This window comes from Roseovarius sp. AK1035 (genome assembly GCF_003288315.1).
In the GTDB taxonomy this organism is placed as follows: Bacteria; Pseudomonadota; Alphaproteobacteria; order Rhodobacterales; family Rhodobacteraceae; genus Roseovarius; species Roseovarius mucosus_A.
Window position 1 is genome coordinate 3180742 of the sequence record NZ_CP030099.1, and the last position, 12482, is coordinate 3193223.

The 12482-nt window shown below is 62.2% G+C and carries 12 protein-coding genes; 2 read left to right on the forward strand and 10 right to left on the reverse strand.

Features of this window, described 5'->3' with window-relative positions; translation table 11 throughout:
- Nucleotides 1-2: 2 nt before the first annotated feature.
- From RAK1035_RS15195 to RAK1035_RS15220, 6 genes are read right to left on the reverse strand one after another with little or no spacing between them, the layout of a single operon-like run.
- Nucleotides 3-785, reverse strand: a complete 783-nt coding sequence (locus RAK1035_RS15195; RefSeq protein ID WP_037297637.1) for a crotonase/enoyl-CoA hydratase family protein — start codon at nt 783-785, stop codon at nt 3-5.
- Nucleotides 786-798: 13 nt separating this feature from the next.
- The gene (locus RAK1035_RS15200; RefSeq protein WP_037297640.1) at nt 799-1665 is read right to left on the reverse strand and encodes a hydroxymethylglutaryl-CoA lyase; all 867 of its coding nucleotides are present in this window, start codon (nt 1663-1665) and stop codon (nt 799-801) included.
- Complete coding sequence (locus tag RAK1035_RS15205; protein WP_008281006.1) at nt 1665-2324, reverse strand: glutathione S-transferase family protein; 660 nt, start codon at nt 2322-2324, stop codon at nt 1665-1667. The genes RAK1035_RS15200 and RAK1035_RS15205 overlap by 1 nt, the downstream gene beginning before the upstream one ends.
- On the reverse strand, nt 2321-4261 hold the full coding sequence (locus RAK1035_RS15210) for an acetyl/propionyl/methylcrotonyl-CoA carboxylase subunit alpha (RefSeq protein WP_008281007.1): 1941 nt from the start codon (nt 4259-4261) through the stop codon (nt 2321-2323). The genes RAK1035_RS15205 and RAK1035_RS15210 overlap by 4 nt, the downstream gene beginning before the upstream one ends.
- Before the next feature lie 12 nt (nt 4262-4273).
- Nucleotides 4274-5431, reverse strand: coding sequence for a hypothetical protein (locus RAK1035_RS15215; RefSeq protein WP_157132403.1), 1158 nt, complete (start codon nt 5429-5431; stop codon nt 4274-4276).
- Nucleotides 5432-5486: 55 nt separating this feature from the next.
- The gene (locus RAK1035_RS15220) at nt 5487-7091 is read right to left on the reverse strand and encodes a carboxyl transferase domain-containing protein (protein ID WP_008281009.1); all 1605 of its coding nucleotides are present in this window, start codon (nt 7089-7091) and stop codon (nt 5487-5489) included.
- A gap of 137 nt (nt 7092-7228) precedes the next feature.
- Between RAK1035_RS15220 and RAK1035_RS15225 the strand changes: the two genes are divergently transcribed.
- Nucleotides 7229-7840: an OmpW/AlkL family protein gene (locus tag RAK1035_RS15225; protein WP_008281010.1), complete on the forward strand. Its 612-nt coding sequence runs from the start codon at nt 7229-7231 to the stop codon at nt 7838-7840.
- A gap of 71 nt (nt 7841-7911) precedes the next feature.
- Here RAK1035_RS15225 and RAK1035_RS15230 read toward each other — a convergent pair whose 3' ends face one another.
- The 4 genes from RAK1035_RS15230 to RAK1035_RS15245 are packed head-to-tail and all read right to left on the reverse strand — an operon-like array spanning nt 7912 to nt 11417.
- Nucleotides 7912-9489 (reverse strand): AMP-binding protein, encoded by a 1578-nt coding sequence (locus RAK1035_RS15230; protein WP_008281011.1) that lies wholly within the window; start codon nt 9487-9489, stop codon nt 7912-7914.
- The gene (locus RAK1035_RS15235; RefSeq protein WP_008281012.1) at nt 9486-9776 is read right to left on the reverse strand and encodes a hypothetical protein; all 291 of its coding nucleotides are present in this window, start codon (nt 9774-9776) and stop codon (nt 9486-9488) included. Before RAK1035_RS15235 ends, RAK1035_RS15230 begins: the two co-directional genes overlap by 4 nt.
- Nucleotides 9777-9780: 4 nt before the next feature.
- Nucleotides 9781-10257 (reverse strand): lysozyme inhibitor LprI family protein, encoded by a 477-nt coding sequence (locus tag RAK1035_RS15240; protein ID WP_008281013.1) that lies wholly within the window; start codon nt 10255-10257, stop codon nt 9781-9783.
- The gene (locus RAK1035_RS15245) at nt 10254-11417 is read right to left on the reverse strand and encodes an isovaleryl-CoA dehydrogenase (RefSeq protein ID WP_008281014.1); all 1164 of its coding nucleotides are present in this window, start codon (nt 11415-11417) and stop codon (nt 10254-10256) included. The genes RAK1035_RS15240 and RAK1035_RS15245 overlap by 4 nt, the downstream gene beginning before the upstream one ends.
- 206 nt (nt 11418-11623) lie before the next feature.
- Here RAK1035_RS15245 and RAK1035_RS15250 point away from each other — a divergent pair, with 206 nt between their 5' ends.
- On the forward strand, nt 11624-12430 hold the full coding sequence (locus RAK1035_RS15250; RefSeq protein ID WP_008281015.1) for a helix-turn-helix transcriptional regulator: 807 nt from the start codon (nt 11624-11626) through the stop codon (nt 12428-12430).
- The last annotated feature ends 52 nt before the right edge of the window (nt 12431-12482 follow it).

A 12482-nucleotide genomic window follows, 5' to 3' on the forward strand; every position in this document is an offset into this window, starting at 1 on the left:
ACTCAGCCCTGCCAGTGCGGTTTGCGTCGCTCGAAAAAAGCCCCGATGCCTTCGCGTGCCTCCGCCCCTTCCCAGCAGTCCGTCAGCGCGCTGATCGTCATGGCAATCGTATCCTCGTCTATGCGCGGACCAAGCGCGCGCACCAACGCCTTGGCCTGCCCAACAGCACCCGGCGCGCAGTCAAGATAGGGCGCCACTTCCGCCTCAACAGCGGCCTCTAGGTCCGCTTCGGGCACCGCCCGCGCCAATAGGCCAAGCTGCACCGCCTCGGCGGCATCGAACCGGCGGCCAGACATGAAAACGCGCCGCGCGCGGGCCGCCCCCATCCGCGCCACCACATAAGGGCCAATCGTGGCCGGGATCAGCCCAAGACGCGTCTCGGTCAGCGCCATCAGCGCGTGATCCGCCCCAATCGCCACATCGCAAACGCTCATCAGGCCGATACCTCCGCCAAAGGCATTCCCCTGCACCCGGCCAATCAATGGCTTGGGCATCGAATCGAGCGCGCGCAGCATCTGCGCAAGCTTGGCGGCCTCACGCCCGCGCTGCACCGGTTCGGCGTCGAACTGATCGCGCATCCAGCCCAGATCGCCCCCTGCGCAAAATGTCTTGCCGCGCGCCGCCAGAACAACAACCCGCACGCCGTCATCCGCACCCAGTGCTTCGGCGGCCTCATGCAATTCCGCAATCATCTGCGCCGACAGGGCATTATGCTTGTCTTCCCGCGCCAGCGTAAGGGTTGCCACCCCCCGCGCGTCTCTTTCAATGCTGATCGTCTCGCTCATCGCCATCCCCTTGTCACGAGCCTTGCCCCGCACCGCGCATCGCCCGCGCCATATCTGCCGCCCGCGCCAACACACCCGCATCCAGCCCCGTCTCATACCCAAGCGCCGCAAGCCGCGCATGAACGGCTTCAGTGGCCACATTTCCCGCCGCACCCGGCGCATAGGGACACCCCCCAAGACCGCCCACAGCCGCATCGAACACCCGCACCCCCTGCGCCAAGGCCACCTCGATATTCTCAAGGGCGCGGCCCGACGTATCGTGGAAATGCCCCGCCAAACGCTCCACCGGCACCACCTCGGCAACCGCCGCCAGCATCGCGGCAACCGCCTCGGGGCTGCCGCGCCCGATGGTGTCGCCAAGGCTGATCTCGTAACACCCCATCGCCCACAGCGCCTCGGCCACCCGCGCCACTTCGGACGGGGCCACCGGCCCGTCATAGGGGCACTCGACCACACAAGAGACATAGCCCCGCACCCGCAGCCCTTCGGCCCCCGCCGCCGCCATTACCGGCGCGAACCGCGCAAGGCTTTCGTCAATCGTGGCGTTGATATTAGCACGCGAGAACCCCTCTGACGCAGAACCAAAGATCGCCACCTCATCTGCCCCGGCCTCCAGCGCATCGTGAAGCCCGCGCATATTCGGTGCAAGCGCTGCATAGCGCACCCCCGGCGCGCGCCGAATACCACGCAGCACCTCGCCCGAATCCGCCATCTGCGGCACCCATTTGGGGCTGACGAAACTTGCCACTTCGATCCGCGCAAAGCCCGCATCGCTTAGACAATCCACCAGCGCGATCTTGTCTCGCGTGGGAATGTGCCGCGCCTCGTTCTGCAACCCGTCTCGCGGACCAACTTCGAAAATCTCGACACGCGCGCCCATCATGCCCCCTCCGGCACCGGATAAAACTCTTGGGTATAGAGATCCTGCACCCCGTCCCGCGCCTTGGCCCGCACATAGGCAGGCCGCGCGCGCAATCGTGCCCAATAGGCCATAAGGCGCGGATACGCGTCCAGATCAACGTAATATCGCGCCAATTCAAACCCATAGGCAAACATCACATCCGCCGCCGAAAAGCCGGAAGGCAACAGATACTCCCCCTCCATCCGCGCCTCCATCGCCGCAAGGCTGGCGCGCAGGCGGGCATTCAGCAGCTTGACCACCACCGGCGCGGGCTGCGCGGGCGGGCGCAAAAAGACCTGATTGAGATTAAGGTTTTCCAAAAGACACCCCACCGTTTCGGCATAGCCGAAAATCTCCAGACACCGCGCCCGTTCCGCACTCCCTAGCGCAGGCATCAAGCCAGCCTCTGGATAGGTCTCGCACAAAAGCTGCACAATCGCGCCGCTCTCGAACCAGACTGCGCCCTGATGCTCCAGTACCGGCACGCGACCGGCAGGCGACAGCGCCAGAAACTCCGCGCTGCGCATCGAGCCGTCGCGGATCGAATAATACGCGACCTGATAGTCCAGCCCCAGCTCCTCCAAAAGCCACATGACCCGCAGCGACCGCGCCAGCGGCACATGATGAAGCCGGATCATGCGGCCTCCTCCTCCAGCCGCACCAACGCCGCCCCGGCGCTGACTTGATCCCCGGGCGCAACCAGCACCTCGGCCACCACACCATCGCGCGCGGCCAAAAGGCTGTGTTCCATCTTCATCGCCTCCAGCACCGCCAGCCGGTCGCCCTTCACCACCGCCTGCCCCGGCGTGGCATAGACCGCCTTGACCAGCCCCGGCATCGGGGCCTCGATCAACGTGGCATCACCCCCGGCGGCCCCCTCCCGCGCCAAGGGATCAACCAGATCAAAGACCAGCCCATAGCGTGCGAATACCGTGATCCGGTGGCCATCGACCGCCACTGCCGGTGCAGGCTGACCATCCAGCCGCCAACTGCCGCCCACATGCCGCGCCTCGACCCGCACGTCAGCAACCTGCAGATCATGCGCCGCAGCGCCCTGCGTGGCCACCCGCACCACGATCTCTGCACCGCCATGGATCAATCGCACCTCACGCTCCAGCGGGGCCCATAGAACAAAGCCCGCATCAGACGGCGCGCCCTCCAGCAGCCCCAGCCCCGCCAGTGCGGCCAAGGCCAAATGCTGCGGCCCCGCCTCAGGCACCACCACCAATGTCTCGATATCGCGCGCGATCAGCCTGGTATCAACCTGCCCTCCGGCAAAGCCCGCATGCCGCGCCAAGGCCCCCAGAAACCCAAGGTTCGTGACCGTGCCCGCCACTTCTGTGCCTTCCAGTGCTGCCGATAGACGCCGCAACGCCACAGCGCGCGTCGGGCCATGGGTGATCACTTTGGCGATCATCGGATCATACCAAGGGCTGATCTCATCGCCCGCCCGCACGCCACTATCGGCGCGGGCCAGCGCCGGAAACTTCAGATGCGTCAGCCGCCCAGTCGCGGGCAAAAACCCCTTCGGTACATCCTCGGCATAAAGCCGCGCCTCAAAGGCATGGCCGTTGATCGTCAGTTCCTCTTGCTGCGCGGGCAGCCCCTCACCGGCCGCCACCCGCAATTGCCATTCGACCAGATCGACGCCGGTGATCGCCTCGGTCACCGGATGCTCGACCTGCAACCGGGTGTTCATCTCCATGAACCAGAACCGGTCGGCGCGCAGCCCGTCAGACCCATCGACGATAAACTCGACCGTGCCCGCCCCACTATAGCCAATCGCCTCTGCCGCGCGCACTGCTGCCTGTCCCATCGCCGCGCGCATCGCCTCGGTCATGCCGGGCGCGGGGGCCTCTTCGATCACCTTCTGATGCCGCCGTTGCAGCGAGCAGTCCCGCTCAAAAAGATGCACCGCGCGGCTGCCATCGCCAAACACCTGCACCTCGATATGCCGGGGCTTCTGGATGTATTTCTCGATCAGCACGGCGGCATTGCCAAACGCCGTGCGCGCCTCGCCCTGCGCACTTTCCAGAGCATCGGCAAAGTGCTCGGGTTGCTCGACCAGACGCATGCCCTTGCCGCCGCCGCCCGCCACGGCCTTGATCAGCACCGGATAGCCGATGGCCTCCGCCGCCCCGGCCAGATGCTCGGGGTCCTGATTGGCCCCGTGATAGCCCGGCACCACCGGCACGCCCGCCTGCTCCATCAGCACTTTCGCGGCATCCTTGAGGCCCATCGCCCGAATGGCCCGCGCCGACGGCCCGATAAAGACCAGCCCCGCCGCCGCGACCGCCTCAACAAAATCGGGGTTCTCACTCAGAAACCCATAGCCCGGATGAATGGCCTCAGCCCCAGCTTCCAGCGCCGCCGCAATGAGTGCCTCACCGCGCAAATAACTCTCCGCCGGGGCCGCGCCGCCGATCCATACCGCGCGGTCCGCCAACGCCACATGCGCCGCATCCCGGTCCGCGTCGGAATAGACCGCCACCACCTCGACGCCCATCGCCCGCGCCGTGCGCATGATCCGACAGGCAATCTCTCCCCGGTTCGCGATCAAGATACGTTCAAACATGTATGTTTCTCCTCATGGTGTGTATTCCCCATGTCCCGGAATAAAAAACGTCGGCACCACATCAGCTCCAATCTCTCGCATCAAAAGGTAGCCTGCCAACGACACGACATAGTTCAGAACTGCAGAGTTACGGCTTCCGCCGCCAAGACCTTGAATATCAATACCGCAAGCCTCGAACGCTTCACCTGCCTTTTCCACACTCAGTAAAAGATTGACGTTTGATGCCTTCTGTTTCGGGTTATGAAAAAACTCATTTCGCAAAATCAGTATTGCTTTTGCAGCTTTTGGTGGGATGCCGAATTTTTCAGCCATTTTGTGGGGTTTCATTGTTGTTTCCCCATCAAGCCACTCCAGAAACTGAAGTGCGGCAAGCATTTGGATGGTGTAACTTGCACAGGCGCTGCGCGCGTCTATGAAAGCCTTTACCGCAAACCGAAAGTTCTCTCCTTTGTCAGACTGGCGCTCCTGATAGGAGACAGCTTTCTGAAAGACTTCTTTCAGTCCAGAGGCTTGCAATTCTTCGTTAAAGACCCCGCCTTTTGAACTGTCGAAAAAAGACCGATATATGGTCTCTGATCGCCACTCGTTCAAAAAAATTGAGAGATCATAGCGGCTCTGTTTCGCGAATACTTTCGTTGGTCCTCCCAAGGCGATTTCGAGCGCAACTCGGTGCAAGTTGCCAAGAGCTCCTCTTGAGATGAAGGTTATACCTTTGGCAAAACTCTTCAGAACGATTTCGTCACTTAAATTTACACAAAAGCGCTTGTATCCTGGACGCAGATAAACCTCGTCGCACTCTTGCTGTGTTCTTAGGGTAATTTCTTGGTTGCAGACCATGCGCCAAACTGGTGCTAAGCGCACTGTATCTAAGGTCCTGTTCAGAACCGTGTCATCGACGCTAAAACCACCACTTGATGGACTATAGCGGGCGAAAGAGACTTTGATATCACCTGCTTTCAAAACACCGGTTTGCGTAACAAATTCGGCATTTTTGATCGACAAGCTCGAGAACTCGTAGCTGATACTGTCAGCCACCGGATCTTCCAATAAAAACTCGCCTAATCCGAAATCTAATGAGCAACGACAGCGCGTAACAAAAACGCTGTCGAGATATAGATCGCAACTACCATCAAGCCCATTACGATCCTCAATTTTGGGCGCGTTTAGCAAGCCTGAACCCCACCGTCATCGGTCTTCAAATACCCAAATTCCACGGCTTGCCCCCTCACATCCGAAACACGCCAAAGCGCGTTTCTTCCACCGGGGCGTTGAGCGCCGCGCGCAAGGACAGCGCCAGCACATCGCGGCTTTTGCGCGGGTCCACGATCCCATCATCCCATAGCCGCGCCGATGCATAAAGCGGATGCGCCTGCCGCTCGAACATCTCGACCGTGGGGCGCTTGAACTCGGCCTCGTCCTCGGCCGACCACGTGCCCCCCTTGCGCTCGATGGCGTCCCGCTTGACCGTGGCCAGCACCCCCGCCGCCTGTTCGCCCCCCATCACCGAAATGCGGGAATTCGGCCAGGACCACATGAAGCGTGGCTGATAGGCGCGCCCCGCCATGCCGTAATTGCCCGCGCCAAAGCTGCCGCCCACCACCATGGTGATCTTGGGCACAGAGGTCGTCGCTACAGCCGTCACCATCTTGGCCCCGTGACGCGCGATGCCCTCGTTCTCATATTTGCGACCCACCATGAAACCGGTGATATTTTGCAAAAAGATCAGGGGTATACGCCGCTGGCTGCACAATTCTACGAAATGCGCACCCTTTTGGGCAGCCTCTGAGAACAAGACGCCATTATTGGCTATGATCCCCACTGGACAGCCCTTGATATGGGCAAAGCCCGTGACCAGCGTCTCGCCGAACCGCGCCTTGAACTCATCCAGACGCGAGCCATCGACGACGCGCGCGATCACCTCGCGGATGTCATAGGGCGTGCGCAGATCAGCAGGCACGACGCCCAGCAAGTCCTCGGGGTCATAGGCCGGCGGCTCTGACGCCTCCCAACGCAGGGTCGGCGCATTCGCTTTGCCCAACGATCCAACCGCCTGCCGCGCCAATGCCAGCGCATGCCCGTCATCCTCGGCCAGATAATCCGCCACACCCGAAAGGCGCGTATGCACATCACCGCCGCCCAGATCCTCGGCGGTGACAACCTCGCCGGTTGCCGCCTTGACCAACGGTGGTCCAGCCAAAAAGATCGTCCCCTGATCGCGCACGATGATGGTGACATCCGACATCGCAGGCACATAGGCACCACCGGCGGTGCAACTGCCCATCACAACCGCGATTTGCGCGATGCCTTTCGCGCTCATCCGCGCCTGATTGTAGAAAATCCGTCCAAAATGGTCGCGGTCCGGGAAAACCTCATCCTGATTGGGCAGGTTGGCACCGCCGCTATCTACCAGATAGACGCAAGGTAGATGGCATTCCTCGGCGATCTCCTGCGCGCGCAGGTGCTTCTTGACCGTCATGGGATAATAGGTGCCGCCCTTCACAGTGGCGTCATTGCACACCACCATCACCTCGCGCCCCATGACGCGCCCGACGCCGGCAATCACGCCCGCACAGGGGGCAGCGCCCTCATAAAGCCCATGCGCCGCCGTGGCCCCCACCTCTAGAAACGGGCTGCCGGGATCAAGCAATCCCGCCACCCGGTCGCGGGGCAGCATCTTGCCGCGTGACACATGCCGCTCGCGGGCCTGCGCACCGCCCCCCGCCGCCGCCCACTCGGCAGCCTCGCGCACCACGCGCAACGCCTCCAGATGCCCGGCCCGATTGGCCTTGAACGCCTCAGACCCCGTCAGAACCGATGATGTCAAACGCATAGAGCCTCTCCCTGCCTTGGCACGATTGTTGCAAATATACCGCGCCCTCGCGGCCAAGGGCCAACTTGACCCATATCAAAGTTTTCCGAGTCGAATGCGCGCATACCGCCCCTTGTAAGAACAAGAGTGGACAGACCATGAAACATTTTACCGCCCTCACCCTTTCGGCTCTGCTTGCCTCTGCGGCAGTTCCGGCCTTCGCCCAGGAAAAGGGCGACTTCCTGCTCGGCCTCGGTCTTGGCTGGATCGAACCCGATAGCGCCACGACAACTGCCGTGGGCCGCGTGAGCGCCGATGGCGCGCTCAGCCCGACGATCACGGTGGAATACTTCATTGCCAAGAATGTTGGCATCGAGCTTTTGGCCTCGCTGCCCTTCGAGCATGACGTCGACCTCGCCGGTGCCGGTCAGGTTGGCGAGGTCAAGCACCTGCCGCCGACCCTCTCGCTGCAATACCACTTCACCAATTCCAGCGCCTTCACCCCCTTCGTCGGCGTCGGCGTCAACTACACCTACTTCTTCGATGAAAAAGGCAAAGGTCCGCTGGCCGGTGTCTCGCTTGACCTCGACGACTCTTGGGGTCTCGCGCTGCACGCAGGTGCCGATTACGCCATCAGCGAGAAATCCGCTGTGCGTCTTGATGTGCGCTACATCGACATCGAAACCGACGTCAAAGTTGGCGGCGCGCAGATCGGCAAGGTCAAGATCGACCCGTGGGTCTTCAACGTCGCCTATGTGATGAAATTCTGATCCCCTCCCAAATTGGATCGGACACTGAGGGCTGGCACATACGCCAGCCCTTTTTTCATGATCAACGCGCATCACGTCTGCCCCTCCGCCACGGCCCGCGCCTTCAGGTCCTTGCGGATGACCTTGCCGGTCACGGTCATGGGCAGCGCGTCGAGAAAGACAATCTCGCGCGGATAGGAATAGCCCGCCAACCGCCCTTTGACGTGATCCTGTAGCGCCCGCGTCAGCGCCTCGGACGGTGCGTGGCCCGGTTTCAAGACCACATAGGCTTTGACAATTTCGGTGCGCAGGGCACAGGGCTTGCCCACCACGCCCACGGTCGCCACAGCCGGATGGGTCAGCAGACAATCTTCGATCTCCGCTGGTCCAATCCGATAGCCCGCACTCGTGATCACATCGTCCTCGCGGCCCACAAAGCGGATATGCCCGCCCTCGATCACCCCTCGGTCGCCGGTCAGCAACCAATCCCCACGGAATTTCTCTGCTGTCTCACGCGGTCTTTGCCAATACTCCAGCATCATCGAGGCGGAACCACGCCGCACCGCAATCTCGCCCTCGCCCTCTGTGACGCAGCCGTTGGCATCAATCACCGCCACATCATGCCCCGGCACCGCGTGGCCCAGACTGCCCGGCACTGCCGGAAAGAGCGCCGCACAAGACGTGCCCACCATATTGCATTCGGTCTGGCCGTAAAATTCGTTGATGGTCACGCCAAAGGCGCGGCGCCCCCACTCCAGCATTTCTGCCCCGAGCGGCTCGCCGCCGCTGGCAACACTGCGCAGGCCCGCGATGCGCGCCTCAGCAGCCCTGAGCATCCGCAGCGCAGTGGGCGGAAAAAACACATTTTTAACAGAGCCTTGCGATATGATTCTCGCGCAGTCTTCGGGCGAGAACTTGGCCATCCGCGCCGCCACCACCGGCACACCAATCGCCAAGCCCGGCATCAGCACATCAAACAGCCCACCGATCCACGCCCAATCCGCAGGCGTCCAAAGACAATCGCCGGGTTGACCCAGAAAATCATGGCTCATCTCGACGCCGGGCAAATGCCCGGTCAGCACGCGGTGCGCATGCAGCGCACCCTTGGGGCTGCCCGTGGTGCCGCTGGTATAGATCAGCACGGCGGGCTCTTCGGCCCCTGTGTCCACGGTTGCGAATCGTCCCTCAGGCAGTGCCCTATGCTCAGGTATAAGCGGTGTCACCCCCGGCAAGGCGCGCAGCATCGCGGCACCTTCGACATCGGTCACAACCACCTTGGCCCCCGCATCGCCCACCCGGCTGACCAGCGCATCCTCCTTGAAGAGCTTGAAGAGCGGGATCGAAATCGCGCCGATCTTCCAGATCGCAATATGCGCCACAGCACACCACCCGCCTTGACTGCGCAGCACGCCCACCCGGTCGCCGCGCTGCACTCCGCGCGCCACCAAAATATGCGCCAGCCCATCCGCCATGATGCGCAGCGCGCCATACGTCACATCACGCGGCCCCTCGCCGGACAGATCAATGATCGCCACACGCGCAGGCTCTGCCTCGGCCCAACTGTCACAGACCTGCGCCGCCATGTTCAGCCGCGCCGGGATGCTCCACCGGAACCCATCACAAAGCTGCGCGTAGGGCGCTGACCGCAGCAAAGGGCGCATCCCGTTCATGATGTGACCTCCGCCACATTCACATGCGCCACCCGCCCATAGGCATCGACGAAATATTCATAGCGCCCGCACACCACCACCAACCACAGATCGGCGCTCGTTGCCGGGCGCGCGGCGCAATCGCTGCGCAACGCCCCTTGCCCCGCCTCTTCCAGATACCGGGCGGCGACCCGCTCGATCACCGCGGTCTCGGTCGTCAACACCGCCCGCCCCCCGAGCAAAAGCCCGATGCCAGCCACCGCCGCAATCAGCGCCAGCACCGGCACAAAGAACAGACGGCGCGGCATGGGATCATTCCCCCAATTGGCTCGATTGCAGATAGAGCATCTGGCGCGCGGTCTCATGCAGATGACAACTGACCGAGGCCGGTCCCGCCCCCGTGCCGCCCCCCCATTGCGACGCGACATAGCTGCATTTCGCATCGCGGAACCCGATCCACGCCCGCTGCATCTCGCGCAAGGCGTCGGCCTGCTTTGGAGCATAGGGCGGGGCCTCGGCATCCTGTGCCTTAAATTTCGTGGACAGCGCCTGATACACCTCATTCAGCCAGCCATCCCAAGCGGCCCGCTCGTACTCCGTGCAGGCGCCCATGCCCACAGTGGAATAGCCGCCGGGAGTGGCGTTGATACACGCCTCTGCGGCGATGCCTGCGCACTCCTCGCCACCACCCGATTGCAAACAGGCCGCGACCGGCGCGATATCAAAGATAAGGTCCTGCGCCATGGCAGGAACCGGCAGCATCAATGCGGCGAAGATGATCGCTCTCATGCCATCGCTCCCATCAACTCGCGGCCCACCAACATGCGCCGGATTTCCGACGTGCCCGCCCCGATCTCCATCAGCTTGGCATCCCGGAACAGGCGCGCCACCGGCGCATCAGCCAAAAACCCGGCCCCACCCATCGCCTGAACCGCCTGATGCGCCTGCACCATCGCCTGCTCACTGGCATAAAGACAACAGGCCGCCGCATCCTGCCGGGTCACATCGCCCCGGTCACAGGCCTTGGCCACCTCATAGACATAGGCGCGCGCCGAATTCATCGCCGTGTACATATCCGCAATCTTGCCCTGCATGAGCTGAAAATTCCCGATCGGCTGGCCAAACTGCTTGCGCTCCGCCAGATAGGGCATGATCTCGTCCAGACAGGCCGCCATGATGCCCGTCCCGATCCCCGCCAAGACGACCCGCTCATAATCAAGGCCCGACATGAGCACGCGCACGCCGCGCCCCTCTTCGCCCAGCACATTCTCGAACGGCACTTCCACATCGTCAAAGATCAACTCGGCCGTATTGCTGCCCCGCATCCCCAGCTTGTCGAAATGCGGCGATGTGCTGAACCCGGTCATCGTCTTCTCAATCAGAAAGGCGGTAATCCCCTTGCTGCCCGCCTCCGGATCGGTTTTGGCATAGACCACCAAAGTATCGGCATCCGGCCCGTTGGTGATCCAGTATTTCGTGCCATTCAGAACATAGCGGTCATTGCGCTTTTCGGCGCGCAGCTTCATGCTCACTACGTCGCTGCCCGCACCCGCCTCCGACATGGCCAGCGCACCCACATGCGCACCACTCACCAGACCGGGCAGATATTTCCGCTTCTGCGCTTCTGTGCCGTTCAGCTTGATCTGGTTCACACAGAGGTTGGAATGCGCGCCATAGCTCAGCGAAACTGAGGCAGAGGCCCGCGCGATTTCCTCAACCGCGATCACATGCGCAAGATAGCTCATCCCGGCCCCGCCGTATTCCTCGGGCACGGTGATCCCAAGAAGGCCCAGATCCCCCATCTCTTGCCAGAGCGCATTGGGAAAGGCGTTGCTGCGGTCCACCTCAGCCGCCATCGGCTTGACCCGCTCCTGCGCCCAGCGATGCACCATCTCACGCAGGGCGTTCACATCCTCGCCCAGATCAAACTGCATGACCGCATTGAACATCGCGCTTCCTCCCTCGAAACGGTTTTATTGAACACTTGTTCATTTTATACACAGATGCTGTCACCCGTCAATCACAAGCCTGCTCAGGCTTTGGGCATAGCACCGCCGAAACAGGCCCATTATTTAGATTTTTCAGACTTTGTCCCCTGACTTGCCATATTTGACGTGCAATACTTGCCAAAACCCGACTTTTGAGGTCACGCAGAATGCCACATGCCGAGATCAAGACCGTGGCGCAATGGGCGCGGGGCACCGATTGGCACCTCACGCTTCAGCACACATGCCCCGATCACGCGCTCATCTGGATCACCCGTGGGCAGGGAATCGCCATTGTCGATGGGGTGCGACGCGGTATCGGCGTGCATAATGCGCTGGCCATTCCCGCAGGGTCGATGTTTTCCCTTGATCTAGGTAAGACCGGCTTTGGTCTGGTCTGCATCCTGCCTGCGGGTGGTCCCATCTTGATGCCGGATCACGCGCAACATCTGCGCATCCGCGATGTTACCAGCCAAAATGAACTCACCGCCATTCTCGAGGCGATGCAGCGCGAGCAATCCGCCCGCCGCGAGTTCATGGACGAGGCGCTTAACGCACAGGCGCGGATGCTGACCGTCTGGCTGCGTCGCGCCATGATTGCCCAAGGACCGCAAGAGCGGCCCAATTCCAGCACCCGGCTCATGCAGGCCTATGCGGCCCTTGTGGCCCGCGATTTCACCAGCGGGCGTGCCATGGCGGTCTATGCGCGCGCGCTGGGCGTCACGCCAACCCATCTGACGCGCGTGTGCAAACAGGCCTCCGGCCTGACCGCCGCTGACCTGCTGACAGAACGCAGCCTGCACGCCGCCCGCGACATGCTCGAAGCGGGCGAGCTGCCCATTGGCCAGATTGCTGCCAGCTTGGGCTTTGGCAGCGCCGCCTATTTCTCGCGCTTCATCCTGCAACACACGGGCGTTACCCCATCGGCGCTGCGTCAGGCCGCGACCACACGCAAACCGATGGCTGCAGCACACTGAGCGTGCACGATATCGTGCAGCGGGTTGCGCTTTGAGCACGCGCATTATCTAA

Coding starts and splice junctions, on each gene's coding strand:
- RAK1035_RS15205 (WP_008281006.1), bottom strand. CDS start 2,324: ATGATCCGGCTTCATCATGTGCCGCTGGCGCGGTCGCTGCGGGTCATG.
- RAK1035_RS15230 (WP_008281011.1), bottom strand. CDS start 9,489: ATGAACGGGATGCGCCCTTTGCTGCGGTCAGCGCCCTACGCGCAGCTT.
- RAK1035_RS15245 (WP_008281014.1), bottom strand. CDS start 11,417: ATGTTCAATGCGGTCATGCAGTTTGATCTGGGCGAGGATGTGAACGCC.
- RAK1035_RS15200 (WP_037297640.1), bottom strand. CDS start 1,665: ATGGGCGCGCGTGTCGAGATTTTCGAAGTTGGTCCGCGAGACGGGTTG.
- RAK1035_RS15195 (WP_037297637.1), bottom strand. CDS start 785: ATGAGCGAGACGATCAGCATTGAAAGAGACGCGCGGGGGGTGGCAACC.
- RAK1035_RS15240 (WP_008281013.1), bottom strand. CDS start 10,257: ATGAGAGCGATCATCTTCGCCGCATTGATGCTGCCGGTTCCTGCCATG.
- RAK1035_RS15210 (WP_008281007.1), bottom strand. CDS start 4,261: ATGTTTGAACGTATCTTGATCGCGAACCGGGGAGAGATTGCCTGTCGG.
- RAK1035_RS15225 (WP_008281010.1), top strand. CDS start 7,229: ATGAAACATTTTACCGCCCTCACCCTTTCGGCTCTGCTTGCCTCTGCG.
- RAK1035_RS15250 (WP_008281015.1), top strand. CDS start 11,624: ATGCCACATGCCGAGATCAAGACCGTGGCGCAATGGGCGCGGGGCACC.
- RAK1035_RS15235 (WP_008281012.1), bottom strand. CDS start 9,776: ATGCCGCGCCGTCTGTTCTTTGTGCCGGTGCTGGCGCTGATTGCGGCG.
- RAK1035_RS15220 (WP_008281009.1), bottom strand. CDS start 7,091: ATGCGTTTGACATCATCGGTTCTGACGGGGTCTGAGGCGTTCAAGGCC.